This is a genomic window from Bacillus amyloliquefaciens DSM 7 = ATCC 23350 (assembly GCF_000196735.1).
In the GTDB taxonomy this organism is placed as follows: Bacteria; Bacillota; Bacilli; order Bacillales; family Bacillaceae; genus Bacillus; species Bacillus amyloliquefaciens.
The window spans coordinates 3,452,650-3,470,513 of sequence record NC_014551.1; the positions used below are offsets into that span (position 1 = coordinate 3,452,650).

Below are 17,864 nucleotides of genomic sequence, written 5' to 3' on the forward strand. Positions count from 1 at the left end.
ACCCAGCTCCTCTAACGCCTACAGTCTTTTCATGACCGCGTTTTTCGCATATTGCATAAAACACCACGAAGCCTTGATAAAGTGCAGGCGCTCAATTTCTCTATAAACAAACCATGTTTTTTTGGCGGCTTTCCACTTGTTGCTTGAAATTGAATTCTGCACAAGCCTGTATTCTGAAAGGCACTCATTCAGGCCGTAAGCTGTAAATCCCCTTTTCAGAAGGGACAGCCATGTCGCCAAATCCTGCCGCGTTCTGATATCAGGCATTTGAATCTGCCCCGTCTGTTCTCTGTCAATCATGACCGTTAAACATCCGATAATCGTGTTTTTTAAAGCTTCATCATAGGACAGGCTTTCAGGCGCTTGAATCGTTTTGTCCGTCGGCGTTCCGTCCTGCTCCATGACGCTGTAGCCCGTGAATGAAAATGCACAGGACCGCTCTGACATAAACGCCAGCTGTTTTTGAAGCTTTTCCTTTTTCCATCTGTCATCGCTGTCCAAAAATGCGACATAACGCCCCTTGGCATGCTCGAGGGCTGTATTTCTGGCAGCCGCGGCTCCCCGGTTTTTGTCTAAATAAACGACGCGGATCCGCTCATCCTTTTGTTCATATTGCCGTAAAATATCTCTCGTTCCGTCCGTTGAACAATCATCCGCGATAATCATCTCCCAATGCGGGTGGCTTTGGTGTAAAACGGATTGAATCGTGTCTTCGATATATTCACTTGCATTATAAGACGGTGTAATGACAGATACGAAAGGTTTCCAGTTTGTCATGGTCACATCTCCATCGCAGATTTTTAAAAGGACTCTCTAAAAAACTCAGGAATGACAATGAACATAAATGCAACTGCAATGCCGATCAAAACGCCCAGAACCGCTTTCTTTTTCGGCGGCATGCCCTGTCCCGCCGTTTCACTCACCGGCTCTGAATTAATGACGCCGGCAGCTTTCAGGTTCAGCTGTGTGTTTTTCAATTCGTATAAAAATCTTTCCTTATCCACTTTGGCATCCGCGCTGACGGTTTCTCCCTGAAGCGCGTCAATACTCTGACGAACCACTTTTGCCCGTTTTTCAAACAGCTCCTGATCATTCTTCAGAAAAGTCTTTATGACAGCCTGAAACACCGATTCGGCCTCCTGTTTGTCTTGGTCGCTGTAACTGACCGTGATCAATGAATCTGACTGTGTTTCGACAGTCAGTTTACTTTTTACGGCTGTTCTTTCTTCGTCTGTTTTTTCAGGCAGAGCCTGCTTTAAAAAAGTATCGCTCGTCAAAAGGAGCGGAATTTCTTTTGTGTTGTTATAAAGCGGATGATCATAATTTCCCGCGGCGATCGCGGCTGCCGATGTGAAACTGCTGGTTCCGGTGATTTTTGACGGCAATAGATAACCGGCCGCCCCTAGGACAACGGGCAGCGCAATGATCCAAATGATATTCTTTTTGATACGCCGGGTTAATCTTGTCAACATATCCTTCATCTCGCATCTCCCTGTTTTTCATAGTACGCCGTAACGGCAGGCTCCTTTTGTAAACGCCTCAGAATATTGACCGCCGCAATCACGAGTGAGAGAAATACCCAGTGAAAAAATAAATTTGATACGGAGCTTGGGCTGATGCTGCTTACCAAAAAACCGGCCATCGCCGTGATAAGTCCTTCTGTGATCAGTCTTGACTGATTTTCCGTTTTTCTTTCATGCCATTTATAAAGTGTCCAAAAAAGGAACAAGTAGACTGTCAGATAGCCGAGCATCGTAAGCACGCCGAAGTTAGCCATAATCTCGACGAGCCAGTTGTGCACTTCAGCTACGCCGCCCGTATCATACACGGGCTCAGCTTTTAAATAGTACGAGACGTTTCCCGCACCCACTCCGAACCCCCAGGAATCAATCACGTAGTGAAAGGCGTTCTTTAAAAGATTCGCCCGCGCGAGGTTCGATGGAAGCGGGTGCTGTCCCGGCATCGCCTGCGGAGCTGAAAAGAGATTCAAGAAGGCATTGGTGATACGGCCCGCAAATAAAAGCGCAAAGAGCGCAGCACCCGCCCCCGCAGCGTACAGCGCGAGTTTTTTCAGCAGGGAAGGCAGCAGGATGAAGACGTATACAGCCGCCCCCGCGCATATGCCCAGCAAACTCGCGCGCGAACCGGTCAAAATGATTAAATACAAAGCGCAGATCGCAAAGAGCAGGCTGACGGCCTTCACATAACCGTTTTTCATATTTTTCACCGCCGCCGCGTACAGAAAGAAACTGATGCATAAAAACGTCGCGAAATCATTTTGATTAAAGAAAACGGACGTCGGATAATGCTGTTTGTACTGCGGCCCGTTATAAAGCGTGGAGCTCGGCAGATGGTGATGTGTAAAATGATTGTAAAAGCCGATCGCCATCACAAAAATGGTCATCACAAGCCATATGCCGTAAAAAACCATCAGCTGATCAAGGCGCTGAATAAACATGACGACGAGATAAATCAAAAACATGCCCATCGCCATTAAAGCTAAATATTTAATCCCGTACGTCACGGATTTTGCCCACAATAGCGATATGAGACCGTATGTAAACCATAAGGCGAAAAACATCAGAACCCCTTTTACATTCACCCGATTCCATCTGTCAATATGATGCCGGTTTGTCAGGATGCCGGCGATGTGAAGGGCGCCCGCCCCGATTAATAACAGCCGGTATATAAATAAGCTGAAAAAACCGAGATGGATGGCAAAGAAGGCCTGATTCAGAAATGTACACGCGATCAGTATATAAATGAGCCCCATAAACATCCGGCCGTTTGTTGTAAAGGCGGATATCAAAGCAAGTCCGGCAATACCGATCATGGCGGCAAGCAGCAGCACGGTGAATTTTCCAAAACCGGCATCCGCTCTGACCGCCTCCAGCATGATGAATACTCCTGTAATGACAGCGGCAAGCAGCACTAGAACATGTGCCGCTGAACGTTTGATACTCACATGGCAAACCCCTTTCCAAAACCGGCAGCCGAGCCGGGCTGCCGAGAGCCTGAAAACAAATCTTTTCTATCTTGCCAATTCTTTTATTTGCCGGTCGGCATGAACCGCGGGACGTCCGACGGAATGATAAGTGAATCCTGAAACCCTCATATATTCCAGCGGGAATATATTTCTGCCGTCAATGATGACCGGCCGTTTGAGCAGCTGCTTCGCCCTCTGAAGATCCATCTCCTTGACTTCCGGCCAATCAGTTGTAATCAGGCATGCGTCCGCGTTTTCGATGGCACTGTACAGCTCTGTGTGATATTCAATGCCGCCGTCTCCTAATACAGCAGACGCTTCGGGAATCGCGATCGGATCATACGCTTTCACGTGAGCGCCCTGCTCTTTAAGACTTGAGATGATATCAAGAGCCGGGGCGGAGCGGACGTCATTTGTGTGCGGTTTAAAAGCCAGCCCCAGTACGGCCACGGTTTTCCCCTTTACCGGACCGATGACGCGGTTCAATTTTTCCGTAATGCGTAGCCGCTGCTTTTGATTGGTTTCAATGACTGCTTCCATCATTTGAAACGGATAGCCTGCGGCGTTTGCGATATGCAATAAAGCGGTTGTATCTTTCGGAAAGCAGGAGCCTCCGAACCCAATACCCGCCTGCAGAAATTTATTCCCGATGCGGCTGTCTAGGCCGACGCCTTCTGACACGTGAGAAATGTCCGCCCCGACACGTTCGCAAATATTGGCGATATCGTTAATAAAGGATATTTTTGCGGCTAAAAAAGCATTTGCGGCATACTTAATCATTTCCGCGCTTTCAAGATTGGTCTTTACGATTTTTGTACGGAACGGCTTATGAAGCTCTTCAATAACCGAAGCGGCATGTTCGCTTGTGGCGCCGATGACCGCCCGCTCCATTTCCATCGTATCCCGCACTGCCGAGCCTTCGCGGAGGAATTCAGGATTTGACACGACATCAAACGGATGGTTTCCCTTCGACGCTTCGCTGACGATTTGGTAAACGAGCTTCCCCGTCCCGACCGGAACGGTGCTTTTGTTGACAATGATTTTGTATCCGTTCAGCTGTTCTCCGATTGTCTGCGCCGCTGCCTTAATATAGGTCAGATCGGCTTCACCCGTATTTGACATCGGCGTCCCGACGGCGATATAGATGATATCAGCGGCTTTCACAGCCGACTCAATTTCAGCCGTAAAGGATAAACGCCCGGCACTGACATTTTTTTCAGCTAATTCCTCAAGCCCCGGTTCATATATCGGGATGACTCCGTTTTGCAAGCTTCTGATTTTCGCTTCATTGATGTCGCAGCAAGTCACATGATTGCCGATTTCCGCAAAACAAGTTCCAGATACAAGACCTACATACCCTGTTCCTAATACAGCGATTTTTTTCACAGCTTCATCCCTCTTTCGAAAGGTTCTCCTCTTGCCCGGCCCGGTTCATTACGGTCCGGTATTTCTCTTTCAGCGCTTTCGCGTTTTGGCTTGCGTCAAAATACGTGCGGACGGTTTGATAAAGTTCATCGGCAGTTTGCGGCGTCCAAGCCGCTCCTTCATCATATTGCCGAATGGATTCCGCCAGCGTTTCGGGTGAACCCGGTCTGATCAGCAAACGCCGGTATTTACCGAATAATGAAGCGACACCCCCGACATCGGTGCAAATCACCGGCACCTTCAGAGCGAGCGCCTCAATGACCACAGTCGGCATACCTTCACTGTAGGACGGCAGCGCCATGATATCCGACGCCAGCAGATAATCCTGTATCTTGTCATTCGGCACTTGCCCCGTTACGATGTGAGCGGCTTCCCGCAATGAGGATTTGGCGGGTCCGTCACCGACAAATACGGCTTCAAATCTTTGGTCCAATGACTGAACGGCTTTTGATAAGTCGAAAACACCTTTTTCTTTGACAAGCCTGCCGATAAACACGATCAGCTTTTTATCAGAAGGAAGACCTAGCCGTTTTCTGATGGCTTCTTTCGTCTCATTCCTTTTTTGGAAGGCGTCAATCGTGATGCCGATCGGGAGCACGCTGCAATCCGCTTCGCTGAGCTTTTTCATTTGTTCCCGCAGACTGCCGCTGACGGCATAAATATCAGCAGCCTCCCGGACCGCAAGTGTAAATGCGCGATGAGCGCTTTTGCTGTAATGCGGATAGACATTGACATCACTGCCATGCAATGTCAGAACATACGGAATTCCCAAGGCCTTTGAGACAATGGCGGCCGCTCCTCCTGACGGCATGGCGAAATGCGCGTGAATCAGATCGGGCTTCAGGCCGTGCTTTTTGATCGCGGAAAGAACCGATGCCGCCATTCTTTTATGCGGCTGCGCCCATTTCAGCTGCCCGGGAACCGCCCGATAAAACGGCCGGTGGACGGACACGCCTTTCCGCCATTCATGCGCAGGCCTTATATCCTTTTGCCGATATGTCTTTTTCAGCATCCGGAATGGCGCAGCGAGCTTCGGCCGCGGACAAATGACGGTCATCTCCGCGCCGAGCTTTCTCAGTTCTTGTGCCTGCGTCTCATGAAAAACGCCTTCTCCCGGCTTTTCACTGCTCGGATATACACTTGTCATCCACAATACCTTCATAGCAAACGCCCTTTTCTTAATTTACTTTTCATATGCGGATAAGCTTTTCCTAACAGGAATAAATAGCACAATGCGCCGCAGGCTACTGAGATCGCCAGACGCAGCTTTACATCAAGGCTGATCCGCTCGGTGCCGAAGCTGGCTGTAAAAGCGATGACACCCATTGCCGCCGTAAGCAGAAACGGTTTGGCCACGGCTTTGAAATAAGCCGACAGACGCAGTTTAATGACATATGCCAACAGCCAGCGCCCGATCAGGAAATTCAGGATGCTGATGAAAGCGTACGTCCAGGCTACAGTCAAGAGGCTGCCGGACAGCACGGCGGCGTATAAAGACGCACCATACAGCAGCATCACCCCGGCATCCCAATAAAACGCCAGATCAGCCCGCCCTTTTGCCAGCAGCACTGATCCGTTCGGGTTCATCAGGACCCTTAAAATCCCGACGATGGCGAGAACGTTTAAGACTGGGACAGCCGTAAGCCATTTTTCTCCGAAAACCGAAGCCACGAATGCATCCGATACTGAAACCAAACCGAGCAAAAGCGGAAAAGAAATCAGCGCGAGCATTTTGGTCATATTGAGAAATCCTTCTCTGATGACGCTGTTTTCATGCTTGTTTTTCGCAAAGACGGGAAATGCCACTCTTGTAATGATCGGATTAATCTTTAATACCGGAAGCGTGACGATCTGATAGGCCAAATTGTAAATGCCGAGCGCCTCCGCGCCGATAAAACTGCCGATCAGAATCATATCAATATTCGCCCCGAGCCGGTTCACAAGCCGGGAAGACAGCTGAAAGGCCCCGAAAGAAAAGAAACCTTTCATCCCCTTCAGATCAAAAACAAACGCCGGCCTCCATGTTTTTCTGCAGGATATCCAGTACAGAAGACCTTTTGACGATTGCAGCAGCACCTGAGAAATCACATACGCGAGAATCGGATCGGTATAAAAAACCGCAGCCGCCAAATAAACGAAGGACAGCACATTTGAAAAGATTTCAATCTTGCTTAACGTGTTAAACGCCAGCGCTTTTTGCAGCATATACTGATATTGCTGGCCGATCGGTGCGATTAAAAACATGACGGCCAGCACGCGGATCAAATAGGCAAGCTCCTCCCGCCGATAAAAATCGGCAATGAGCGGACTGCTGAAAAACAGAAGCGCAAACAGCGCAAGTCCCGTTATGATATTCAGCCAGTACAGGGAAGACATCTGTTTTTCAGTTACATGATCTTTTTGAATGAGCGCGGCGCCAAAGCCCATATCAAGCGCAATTTGGGCAAACACCACAACCGTTGTGATCATGCCGACAAGGCCGAATTCAGCCAGTGACATGACCCGCCCGAGCAAGGCGAATTGAACGACTTGAATGACCGTAATACACGCTGTCGAAATACTTGTCCATTTAGCGCCGCGCAAGATTTGATTTGTAATACTAGGCATCGTTTTCCCTACTTTTTTGTCTGCTGACCAGAATTTTCTATCGTGCCCCGTCACCGGTCCAGATCACTTTGCACGTTTTGAGCATAATCTTCAGTTCCAATGAAAAGGTCAGGTTTCGGATATAATATAAGTCAAACATCAGCTTTTCCCTCGGTGTCATGTCATATCCCCCGTTGACCTGCGCCCAGCCGCTTAATCCAGGCTTAACAGCCAGCCGCTCCGTAAATCCGGGAATCTCAGCCTGAAACTGTTCCGTAAAAACGGGCCGTTCGGGACGCGGGCCGATCAGGCTCATTTCTCCCCGCAGCACATTTAACAGCTGCGGCAGCTCATCAATACGGGTCCTTCTGATAAAAGCGCCGACCTTTGTTACGCGGGGGTCCTTTTTCAGCGCCCAGACCGCCCCCGATTTTTCAGCATCTATTTTCATAGAGCGGAGCTTATACAAATAAAACGGCTTCCCGTCTTTGCCTACCCGCTCCTGCTTATAAAAAGCCGGGCCGGGCGACTCCAAACGAATCAGTATGGAGAACAGGCCCATTACCGGGAGTGCCGCCAAAAGCCCCGCAAGCGCAAACACAATGTCCATGAATCGCTTAAAAGCTAAATAACGGGCCGTTCTTTCCGTTACGGCAGCGGAAGTCCCCTGCCGCACTGCATAGTTATTATTTACATTCATGCTTTTCTCTGCTCCCACTGACACACACCTCACGATTTGTTGGGATGTTTGATGACCTATGCCGTGAGTTTAGCAGATGGATGTTAATTGGAAGTAAAGGAAACGTTAATGTTTATTAGAATGTTTCGATTATTGTTTTTTTATTGTAAATCTATTCATATCCATAAACGGCGGTTACTATAATTAGAAAATGATAATGATGAGCGCGTAACAGCGCAAAAAGCCTGCCGGTCAATTCTGACCGGCAGGCTCCGTACAAAAATATATAAAAGGTTTACTTATAATAAGACACGATTCCATCATTGATGGCTGCAGCTGTCTTTTCCTTATAAGATGCTTGTTTTAATTTACTTGCATCAGACGGATTCGTAATAAAAGCCGTCTCTACCAATACACTAGGCATTTTGGAATATTTAATGACATAGAATGGAGCCGTTTTAACCCCTCTGTCTCTTGTTGATAATGCATTAACAACCTTGGGCTGAATTTGTTCAGCCAGGCGTTTGCTTGCAGCAGCTTGATATGTCTCATCATAGTAGGTCTCAGTTCCGTTTGCAGAAGTCGCGTCATTTGCATTGCCGTGAACACTGATGAATAAATCAGCTCCTGCGGTTGCGCCTTTATTTACCCTTTCCTGCAGGGAATAAAATGTATCATTGGACCTCGTCATGACCGGAAGAGCACCTGAAGCATTTAATTTTGTATTCAGCCTTTTACCGATATCAAGGTTGACGTCTTTTTCTAAAATTCCGTTACCTATAGAACCGGAATCTTGATCTCCATGACCGGGATCAATTAAAATTGTTTTTCCCGATACTGGATTTTTCAGCTGATTGGCTACATTTGAGCTGACAGCCGGGGTGTTCCCGATAATGGTAAAACTGCTTAATTTTTTTCTTCCTATAATTACTCTTGTCTCTTTTGAGAGATTGCTTCCGTTTGTCAGAATGATAGATTGTTTTTTCTTTGCAGCAAGCGCGGCCCCCGCTATTGAGTCTGCATATCCGAAACCATTGCTGACAAATACATTGCCTGTCGGAAGATTTAACTGCTGAACTAAATTGGCCGCAAGTTCATATCGGTTGCTTCCGCTGATTCTTTTTGGAGAAGGAAGTTTATTAAAGACTGAAGCATTTATGCTCCCGGTTCCCCCTGCTACAATAGAGCTTTTGATTCCCTTGCTTTTTATAGCTCCTGCTGTCGCGCTGTTAATATCTGTTTGATTCGTAAATAAAATTGGATATCCGTTCATTGCGGCATATGGAATTGCAGCGATTGCATCAGCATATAAAAATCCGTTTGCAATAACTGCTTTTGAAGCGGCAGGCATTTCCATTGCTACTTTAGCTGCCGTATCATATCGGTTGCTTCCTGAAATTCTCTTAACACTGATGCCGAGCGCTTTGATTTGATTTGCTGTATTTGCTGATACAGCAGGCGTGCCTCCGACGATAATGACCGTTTTTGTTTTTAATTCTTTCAGACGGGTTTTCGTCTCTGCTGACAAATTATCTTTGTTTGTGTAAAGCAGCGGAGCATTTTTTTGATATGCCATAGGCGCGGCGGATATAGCATCTGCATACGATCCTCCGCCGACGACAACAGCTGTACTCGCTGTTGAATACACCTGCTTGGAAAGTGCAGCAGCCGTACCGTACCTGTTGCTTCCCCCTACTCTTTTAACCGCGTTGTCAGCTAAAGCTGACGGGATAAATAAGATGAGTCCCAGCATAGAAATTATCAGGACTTTAAGATAAGAACGCAATTGCCTTCCTCCTGCTCTCTTTTATTTAATAGTCAGTCAATGTTGTGCCCGGGTAATAAAATTTTAAAATCGAACTATATGAATCTCCTGATTCCGCCCTTGCCTTAGCGCCGTATTGGCTCATGCCGATACCGTGCCCGTATCCCTTTCCGGTGATTGTAAAAGCCGAGCCGTTTTGGCTGACAGTCACATAAGTGCTTTTAAATACGGAGGCTCCGATCATCGTCCTCAATTCAGTCACCGGCACAGTCATTGCAGCCGTTTTATTTGCCTCGTAATTTCCATTGTTATTTTTGACAGCGTAATTTACTTTCAAAGTTGCTGTTTTGGCCCGCTGTCCTTTAGTTGTTCCGCTGAATGTAAAATCTTCTATTTTTATAATTTTAATGGCGGAAGCGCCAGTTTCCTTATTTTTTAAAAGCCAATTTTTAATACCGCTCAGTTGAGCTGCATTTGTCTCATTCTTCGAAGCAAACCAAGATGCCGGCTGATTTACATTAATTGAATCTGTGTTGATTTGCTGCTTAGAAAGTGTCAGACTCCAGGCCGTTTGAGGATCTTTTGTGTCTTTTTTTGCAGTTAAATAAGGAACGCTTGAACCCCATACTTCGTCGCTTGATTCTGTATAACCGCCATTACTCGATGAATAAGATGCCGTAATTAAATTTCCGTTGTAAGTCAGCACTTTATTTTTCGTCTGCTGCACCGCTTTAGTTGTATTGGCGTTCCAGCTGTACCCGCCATATACTTGAAAAGCAGTAGTATCAGCTACAGTGCTCCCGGTCTTCGTAATTGAGTATGTTCTTGCCGCAACTGTTTGCGCCTTGAGTGCTTCAAGAGACCAGCTTGCGGGCATTTCATTCGGTACGACACCTTTCAAATAATCTTCAAAAGGAATATTTTCATTTACAGGTCTGATATATTTGCCTGACTCTATTGAAAAATTAATCGTCCCTAAGTATTCTTTTCCATTTAAACTTATCCGGTTGGATTCATTGTATGTTTCCGGTTTTATTCTCAGAGAATTCCCGTATGTTTTAATATGATTAAGACTTAACTTTCCATTATTGATTTGTAAGTTATATGTGCTTCCGCCGGCTAAGTAAAAATGATTTGAAAGCTCATTTTCAACTCCGGCGGAAATTGAGCTTGTACTTCCGATAAAGTCGTATGCATACGACGCCTTCTCTTTTGTCACTGATTTAGCTGCTGAAGGAACATTATCTTGTTTGATATATAAAATTTGACTGCCTTTTTTGGCAGCTAGAGAAGCACCCACCAGAACATCAGCATATTTAGTTCCATTAGTCATGACGACTTTATCAGCCTTCAACTTTAGCTGATTAATGATATTAGCAGTCAATTCATACCTCGTTGACCCGGGTATGCGCTGCACAGTTGAAGTTTTTTTAATTTGATTTTCTACTGCATCACTCACGCTGAACGAACTCCCGATAATTAAGACTTGCTTCGGAAGGTCATAATCCGGCAATTTATCCTTTTCAGTCAGTAATATGGGATAGCCGTTTGCAGCGGCATACGGAGCTATGGCTAAAGCGTCTTGAAAAACATTCCCTGTTACAACAATTGCTTTATCATAATTGCCCATTTGTTTTGCAATGTTTTCAGAAAGAACATAACGATTTTTCCCGCTGATTCTTTTCACAGCTGCATAAGACTTAAGCTTATTTTCAACGTCCTTCGAGATGCTTTTAGCCCCGCCGATGACCAGGATATTATCGGGGTTGAACTTAGCAATCTGTTTTTCTGTTGTTTTGGTCAGAGTGTCCGGCTGTGTAAATAACACTGGTGCATCCAATTTTTTCGCCAAAGGAATTACAGGTAATGCATCGATAAAAACATCACGATTGACAAGAATAACTGTTTTAGGGTTCGTCCATTGGGAGTCAGATGCCAGAGCCGCCGTCTCATATCGCGATGCTCCCGAAAAACGGTCGGTTACAGCTACGTGATCACCAGTAACCTGATAAAACCCTGTTGGAGATAAAGAAATACTTGATTGATTTCCTATGTAATTTGTCAGCTTTACTGAGATTTCGGAATCTGCCGCAAAGGTAACCGCAGGTATGAACAGTAAAACAACAGCTAGAGTCAGTCCTATTAAATGTTTGCAAGTTTTCAAGATTACAGCGTCCTCCTATTTCTTAATTTGCCGGTTCAATATCCTTCAGCACAAGCTGTCCTTTGCTATTTTTTTGATATTTTACTGTCACTTTTTCGCCATTATTTAAATTCTTCACATCATCCGCTGATTCTTCAGTGATATCAAAACTTACCGGTTCATGATCGACAGTAACTTCTATTGTATGAGTATCCGCCAGCCCTACATAAGTGCCCTCTTTCGTTACCAGCTTTTCACCTGCATCCTCGCCTTGGGATTTTTCATTGGTAACTCCGCACCCGGCTAGAAGCAGTATAAAGAACAAACATCCAAAAATTTTTTTCATTTTTTTCACCTCATTATGGATTATCGACAATATATTATCTATTTTAAAGAAAAATTAAGAAACATTGAAACTTTTTTCGATAATATTCGACTATATTAGGATTTAATGTATTTATTATATAATCTTGTATTTGCTGGAAGTCCAATTTTCAATTAAAACAGATGGGGTGTATTGAGATGAGAAGTAAACGAAGAAAAAAGAAAAAGACTTTGTTACTGGTCTTTCTGACAATCATCGGCATTTTTATTTTAGTTTCCGGCGGCTTTACATACTATCTATGGCATAAAGCGGCATCAACTGTCGCAAGCATTCACGAAGACATTAACAAATCGAATAAACGCAGTACTGAGGTAAAAATAAATAAACACGAACCGTTCTCTGTCTTAATCATGGGCGTAGATGAACGTAAAAATGATAAAGGTAGGGCCGACTCGCTCATTTACCTTACAGTCAATCCAAAGACAAAAACAACGGACATGGTCAGTATTCCGCGAGACACATATACAAAAATTATCGGCAAAGGCACGATGGATAAAATCAATCATTCATACGCATTCGGCGGTACACAAATGGCAGTAGATACGGTGGAGAATTTCTTGGACCTTCCTGTAGATTACTTCATTAAAGTAAACATGGAAAGCTTTAAAGCTGTCGTTGACACTTTAGGCGGCATCACTGTCAACAGTACATTCGCTTTCAACTATGACGGTTATTCCTTCAGCAAAGGCAATATTTCATTAAACGGTGATGAAGCCCTCGCCTACTCACGAATGCGAAAAGAAGATCCTAAAGGAGACTTCGGCCGTCAAGACAGACAGCGGCAGATTATAGAGGGTATTATCAATAAAGGGGCAAATATCTCTTCTGTCACGAAATTCGGAGATATGTTTAAAGTGGTAGAGAACAATGTAAAAACGAATTTAACTTTTGATGATATGTGGGATATTCAATCCGGTTATAAAGATGCCCGCAAGAAAGTGATTCAGCATGAATTGAAGGGTGACGGCACCAAAATTAACGGAATTTACTATTACAAAGCAGATGAAAACGGACTTGCTTCTATTACAAAAGAATTAAAAAGCAGTCTCAACCTTTAATTAATGAAGAAAAAGCAGCTTCGCATACTTATGCGGAGCTGCTTCCTTGTTACACCTCAAATGAATCAGGACGCTCTGAACGCAGTCCGAATTGATAGAGCAGCCCCTCAGCAATCCTTCTTGATGCCATACCATCTCCATAGGGATTAGATGCCCGCGACATTTTTTCATATTCTTGTTTATCAGTTATCAGCTGTTTTGTCAGCTGATAAATCGTTTCTTCATCAGTACCGGCTAATTTCAGCGTGCCCGCCTCCACTCCTTCGGGCCGTTCAGTAGTATCGCGTAATACGAGAACCGGCTTTCCTAAGGAAGGAGCTTCCTCCTGAACGCCTCCTGAATCAGTTAAAATGAAATACGACCTTGACGCAAAATTGTGGAAATCAATCACTTCAAGAGGTTCAATCAAATGGACACGCTTCGAATCACCAAAGTGCTTATCAGCAGCTTCACGTACAGCCGGATTCAAGTGTACCGGATAAACGACTTGAACATCGCTGAACTCGTCTGCGATCCGGCGGATGGCTTTAAACATATGTTCCATAGGCTGACCTAAATTTTCCCTGCGGTGCGCCGTCAGTAAAATCATTCTGTCATTGCCGATTGTTTCAAACATCCTGTGTGAATATTCAGAGTGAACCGTTGTATTCAGAGCATCAATCGCTGTATTTCCGGTAACAAAAATTGAGCTTTCTTTTTTATTCTCATTCAGTAAATTTTGCTTCGCTTGCTGTGTCGGAGCAAAGTGGATATCAGCAAGCGCTCCGGTCATTTGACGGTTCAGTTCTTCCGGAAACGGAGAATATTTGTTGCCCGTCCGCAATCCGGCCTCTACGTGACCGACTGCAATCTGATGATAAAAAGCTGCAAGGCTTCCGGCAAAGGTGGTTGTCGTATCACCGTGAACAAGAACAATATCAGGCTTGATTTCCTTAAACAGACCGTCCAGTTTCACCAAGGCGTTTGAAGTGATTTCGGCCAGCGTCTGCCGTTCTTTCATAATATTCAGATCGAAATCAGGCTTAATACGAAATGCGTGGAGAACTTGATCCAGCATTTGTCTGTGCTGGGCAGTTACAGTGACATATGATTCAATTTCAGGGTATTTTTTTAATTCAAGCACAAGGGGCGCCATTTTTATCGCTTCAGGCCTTGTACCGAATACCGTCATGACTTTAAGTTTTTTCATGTCTATTTCTCCTGTATCTGGTTTGTGTCATTTTTCATTATCAATCCATTTTACACGATATGATCCGCGGGTTAAATATCTTGTATTATTTTCCCCTAATTGAAAAAGGATATATCATTAAGGCTTTGCGGATAAAACTTGTTTAATAATGGTTTATCTTATATCATTAAAAGTGTTAAAAATGAAATATCGGGTATACAGAAAATATCAGCAAGCCTGAGTCTGTATAAATATCATAACTTATCATTTAAGTGACGCTAAGGAAGGTGCTTTAAATTGAAAAAAGTACGCAAAGCCATAATCCCCGCTGCAGGTTTAGGGACACGCTTTCTGCCGGCAACTAAAGCCATGCCGAAAGAGATGCTTCCGATTGTAGACAAACCAACTATTCAATACATAATTGAAGAAGCGGTAGAAGCGGGTATTGAAGACATTATTATTGTTACGGGAAAAAGCAAGAGAGCAATTGAAGATCATTTTGATTATTCACCAGAGCTCGAAAGAAACCTAGAGGAAAAAGGAAAGATTGAACTCTTAGAAAAAGTCCGAAAAGCCTCTAACCTTGCTGACATTCATTATATCCGGCAAAAGGAGCCAAAAGGTCTTGGACATGCCGTTTGGTGCGCACGTAATTTTATCGGTGACGAGCCATTCGCCGTCCTTCTCGGAGATGATATCGTTCAAGCAGAGAAACCAGGACTTCGTCAGCTGATGGATGAATATGAAAAAACACTTTCTTCTATTATAGGGGTTCAGCAAGTGCCTGAGGAAGAAACCCATCGATACGGAATTATTGATCCGCTGACAAGTGAAGGCCGCAGATATCAGGTGAAGAACTTTGTTGAAAAGCCGCCGCAAGGGACTGCTCCGTCCAACCTTGCAATACTGGGACGTTATGTCTTCACTCCTGAAATCTTCATGTATCTTGAAGAACAGCAAATTGGTGCCGGAGGAGAAATTCAGCTTACAGACGCTATTCAAAGACTGAATGAAATCCAACGGGTTTTTGCCTACGATTTTGAGGGCAAAAGATATGATGTTGGTGAAAAACTAGGCTTTATTACCACTACATTAGAATTTGCGATGCAGGATCATGAACTGCGTGATCATCTCATTCCTTTCATGGAAGACCTGTTAAGAAAAGATGAATTATAAGAGAAAAAAGCTGTTGGAATAAATCCAACAGCTTTTTATTTTAAAATGCAGGTTAATGTTTGATTGTCGTTATTGATGATAAAAGCGTATTTATCATTTTCGGCAATAAATTGCCGATCACCGCTTCCCTTTATAACATCTTGATTATTCAGAGATAGATCTGCCGGAGTAACAGCCGATATTCCTCTGAAAACAAGCTGCTCGGCCTTGCCATTCTTTATTACATAACTAACCTGGCCATTTTTAAGATACAATGTCTCCCGGCCATTCACGACTTCTTTCTGCAACTCTTTAGTTTCTTGCTGAATATCATTAACGCGCTCTCCCAGAAGGGAAACAAGTTGGTCAGCATCACTCTGCTTTACATACGGTGAAAAAGCCGATGCTTTCACATTTGAACTTTTTCCGTTAAAGACTGCTGCGTTTTGCGGGATATAGTACGTTTTATTGTTAATCTCAATCTTTGCCGATTGCCTGTCTTCAGATACAACTTTAATCTGAGCACCGAACGGAATAAGGAAGTCAGCCTTTTTTTTCAGCTCTGTATCTTTATACGCTTGCGTCTGATCTTTTAATACGAAACCTTTTTTATTCACCGATGTCTGGTATTTCCCCTTATTGATATCATCTTGATATCCGATCTTACCGAACGAAGCGATCGTACGGAGCGGGGCGCTGAAAAACATGGTTCCGGCTATAAACACAAGCAGTATTGATAATATTGCAATTTGAACAGCATTGACTGCTGATCCGGATTTATTTCTTTTCTTTTGTTCCTTTACAATCGCCTGCTGCTCAGGCGATTCTTTTTTACGCTCAGCAACCTGATCTTTCTTATATTTCTCTTTGTCTTTTTTGGAGAGCTTATTAAACCAATCGATAAATGATTTGTACTCTTTGACTACGGTTTCAGTATCGTCGAACATTCTTAATTCACCATAGTGCATCCAAGCCACACGGTCACACATTTTTTCAATCTGACCGATGGAATGACTCACAAAGAAAATGGTTTTTCCTTGTTCCTTAAATTCCTGGATCCGGTCAACACACTTCTGATAAAATGTCTGGTCCCCTACAGAGAGGGCTTCATCAATGATTAAGATATCCGGATCTATATGCACGGAAATAGCAAAGCCAAGGCGGGACTTCATACCGCTCGAATAGTTTTTCACCGGCTGATTAATAAAATCACCGATCTCAGCAAACTCAACTATGCTGTCATACATCTCATCGATTTCTTTATTTGTCAGCCCCATCATTAAACATTTGAGTCTTATGTTATCCCGGCCAGTCAAGGCATTATTTAAACCGGCCGCAATCGCAATAAGCGACGGCTGGCCGTTCATTTCAATTTCACCGCTTGTCGGCGGTATTACTTTTGCAAGCAGATTTGACATCGTCGATTTACCCGATCCGTTAATTCCTACAAAGCCGATTGTCTCCCCTTCATATACATCAAAGGAGACATTTCGCACAGCGAAAAAACCGTTATCTTTAGCAGGGAAAAACAAACCTTTTATTTTGTCCGACTGTTTTTCATAAAGATGATACTGCTTTGAAACATTTCGAAACGAAACTTTTAGTTTCATCGTACAATCTCCTTACGTATTAAAGAAAGTCAATAAACTTATCTCTGAATTTCATGTGTAAAACAGAACCGACTGTTAATAAAAATAAAGTGAACAGCCAGAAATACAGTGTATATTTCATATCTTGAAAGAACCACTGACCATCTAAGAAACTGTTCCTGAATCCGTCAATAATATAAAAAAGCGGATTCAGCTTCAGGACCGGCACCAATTCCGGGTGATCTGCCCCCAGCTTCGAGTGAATGTCCCAAAAAATCGGCAGCAGGAAAAACAAAAGTCTTGTCACTGCCTGAAGAAGAAACTGATAGTCTCGGATCAGCACGCTGATTGTCGAATTAAACAAGCTGAACGAAAATAAGAAAGCCATCAGACATACAAAATAATAAATATATTGAAGCCAATGAAGGCTCGGATAGATTCCGCTGGCAAGCAATGCAATGATATATATCACCATCATAATTGCATAACTGAACAAATTAGAAGCGATGGCGACGGACGGCAAAGAACTGATTGGAAAATTCATTTTAGCAACCATTTTAATTCTTTTAAATACACTATTTGATCCGTCTAGTATTGTCGGACTTATAAAAAACCACGGTATCAGACCTGCAAGCATCCACAGAATGAAAGGCACTTCTCCGGCACCTGTAGCCATCGGCCCTCCTTTTCTGATTCCCAATCCAAAAACAAACCAATAGGCAAGCATTTGAATAAGAGGATTTAAAAACTGCCATAAAACGCCTAAATAATTCATTTGATATTTAGACTTTGTTTCGTAGGCCGCTAAACGCATGATTAAAGGAAATGATGTTACTTGCTCTTTTAGTATTTTCACTACAGCATTCATTTTAATCTTCCTTAGGTTGATTTGATTTTATAAAGCATCGCTGATAATTGTACCAGA

Annotated in this window: 15 protein-coding genes; 2 read left to right on the forward strand and 13 right to left on the reverse strand. The window is 44.0% G+C overall.

The window, feature by feature from the left end; translation table 11 throughout:
• Window positions 1-18: 18 nt before the first annotated feature.
• The 10 genes from tuaG to BAMF_RS37855 form a co-directional block, all read right to left on the reverse strand.
• Window positions 19-777 (reverse strand): teichuronic acid biosynthesis protein TuaG, encoded by a 759-nt coding sequence (gene tuaG, locus BAMF_RS37810; RefSeq protein ID WP_013353792.1) that lies wholly within the window; start codon window positions 775-777, stop codon window positions 19-21.
• A gap of 23 nt (window positions 778-800) precedes the next feature.
• Window positions 801-1,481, reverse strand: coding sequence for a teichuronic acid biosynthesis protein TuaF (gene tuaF / locus BAMF_RS37815; protein WP_013353793.1), 681 nt, complete (start codon window positions 1,479-1,481; stop codon window positions 801-803).
• Window positions 1,478-2,965 carry a teichuronic acid biosynthesis protein TuaE gene (tuaE, locus tag BAMF_RS37820; RefSeq protein ID WP_013353794.1) on the reverse strand — a complete coding sequence of 496 codons (1,488 nt, stop codon included), beginning with the start codon at window positions 2,963-2,965 and terminating at the stop codon, window positions 1,478-1,480. Before tuaE ends, tuaF begins: the two co-directional genes overlap by 4 nt.
• Before the next feature lie 66 nt (window positions 2,966-3,031).
• Window positions 3,032-4,372, reverse strand: a complete 1,341-nt coding sequence (gene tuaD, locus BAMF_RS37825; protein ID WP_013353795.1) for a UDP-glucose 6-dehydrogenase TuaD — start codon at window positions 4,370-4,372, stop codon at window positions 3,032-3,034.
• Window positions 4,373-4,376: 4 nt separating this feature from the next.
• Window positions 4,377-5,573, reverse strand: a complete 1,197-nt coding sequence (gene tuaC / locus BAMF_RS37830) for a teichuronic acid biosynthesis protein TuaC (protein ID WP_013353796.1) — start codon at window positions 5,571-5,573, stop codon at window positions 4,377-4,379.
• The gene (gene tuaB / locus BAMF_RS37835; RefSeq protein ID WP_013353797.1) at window positions 5,570-7,018 is read right to left on the reverse strand and encodes a teichuronic acid biosynthesis protein TuaB; all 1,449 of its coding nucleotides are present in this window, start codon (window positions 7,016-7,018) and stop codon (window positions 5,570-5,572) included. Before tuaB ends, tuaC begins: the two co-directional genes overlap by 4 nt.
• Window positions 7,019-7,055: 37 nt before the next feature.
• Entirely contained in the window at window positions 7,056-7,715 is a 660-nt protein-coding gene (locus BAMF_RS37840; RefSeq protein ID WP_014471097.1) for an exopolysaccharide biosynthesis polyprenyl glycosylphosphotransferase, read from the reverse strand.
• 256 nt (window positions 7,716-7,971) lie between these two features.
• A complete protein-coding gene (locus tag BAMF_RS37845) occupies window positions 7,972-9,462 on the reverse strand; it encodes an N-acetylmuramoyl-L-alanine amidase (protein WP_013353799.1) in 1,491 nt (496 codons plus the stop codon).
• Between the two features lie 25 nt (window positions 9,463-9,487).
• Window positions 9,488-11,605 (reverse strand): SpoIID/LytB domain-containing protein, encoded by a 2,118-nt coding sequence (locus BAMF_RS37850; RefSeq protein ID WP_013353800.1) that lies wholly within the window; start codon window positions 11,603-11,605, stop codon window positions 9,488-9,490.
• A gap of 22 nt (window positions 11,606-11,627) precedes the next feature.
• Window positions 11,628-11,930, reverse strand: coding sequence for a membrane protein (locus BAMF_RS37855; protein WP_013353801.1), 303 nt, complete (start codon window positions 11,928-11,930; stop codon window positions 11,628-11,630).
• A gap of 176 nt (window positions 11,931-12,106) precedes the next feature.
• Here BAMF_RS37855 and tagU point away from each other — a divergent pair, with 176 nt between their 5' ends.
• Entirely contained in the window at window positions 12,107-13,027 is a 921-nt protein-coding gene (tagU, locus tag BAMF_RS37860; protein ID WP_013353802.1) for a polyisoprenyl-teichoic acid--peptidoglycan teichoic acid transferase TagU, read from the forward strand.
• Between the two features lie 49 nt (window positions 13,028-13,076).
• Here tagU and wecB read toward each other — a convergent pair whose 3' ends face one another.
• Complete coding sequence (gene wecB, locus BAMF_RS37865; protein ID WP_013353803.1) at window positions 13,077-14,216, reverse strand: non-hydrolyzing UDP-N-acetylglucosamine 2-epimerase; 1,140 nt, start codon at window positions 14,214-14,216, stop codon at window positions 13,077-13,079.
• A gap of 276 nt (window positions 14,217-14,492) precedes the next feature.
• Between wecB and galU the strand changes: the two genes are divergently transcribed.
• The gene (gene galU / locus BAMF_RS37870) at window positions 14,493-15,371 is read left to right on the forward strand and encodes a UTP--glucose-1-phosphate uridylyltransferase GalU (RefSeq protein WP_013353804.1); all 879 of its coding nucleotides are present in this window, start codon (window positions 14,493-14,495) and stop codon (window positions 15,369-15,371) included.
• 35 nt (window positions 15,372-15,406) lie between these two features.
• On the opposite strand, the gene tagH is transcribed toward galU, so the two are convergent.
• Window positions 15,407-16,960, reverse strand: a complete 1,554-nt coding sequence (tagH, locus tag BAMF_RS37875; protein WP_013353805.1) for a teichoic acids export ABC transporter ATP-binding subunit TagH — start codon at window positions 16,958-16,960, stop codon at window positions 15,407-15,409.
• Window positions 16,961-16,979: 19 nt separating this feature from the next.
• Entirely contained in the window at window positions 16,980-17,807 is an 828-nt protein-coding gene (tagG, locus tag BAMF_RS37880) for a teichoic acids export ABC transporter permease subunit TagG (RefSeq protein ID WP_013353806.1), read from the reverse strand.
• Between the last annotated feature and the right edge of the window lie 57 nt (window positions 17,808-17,864).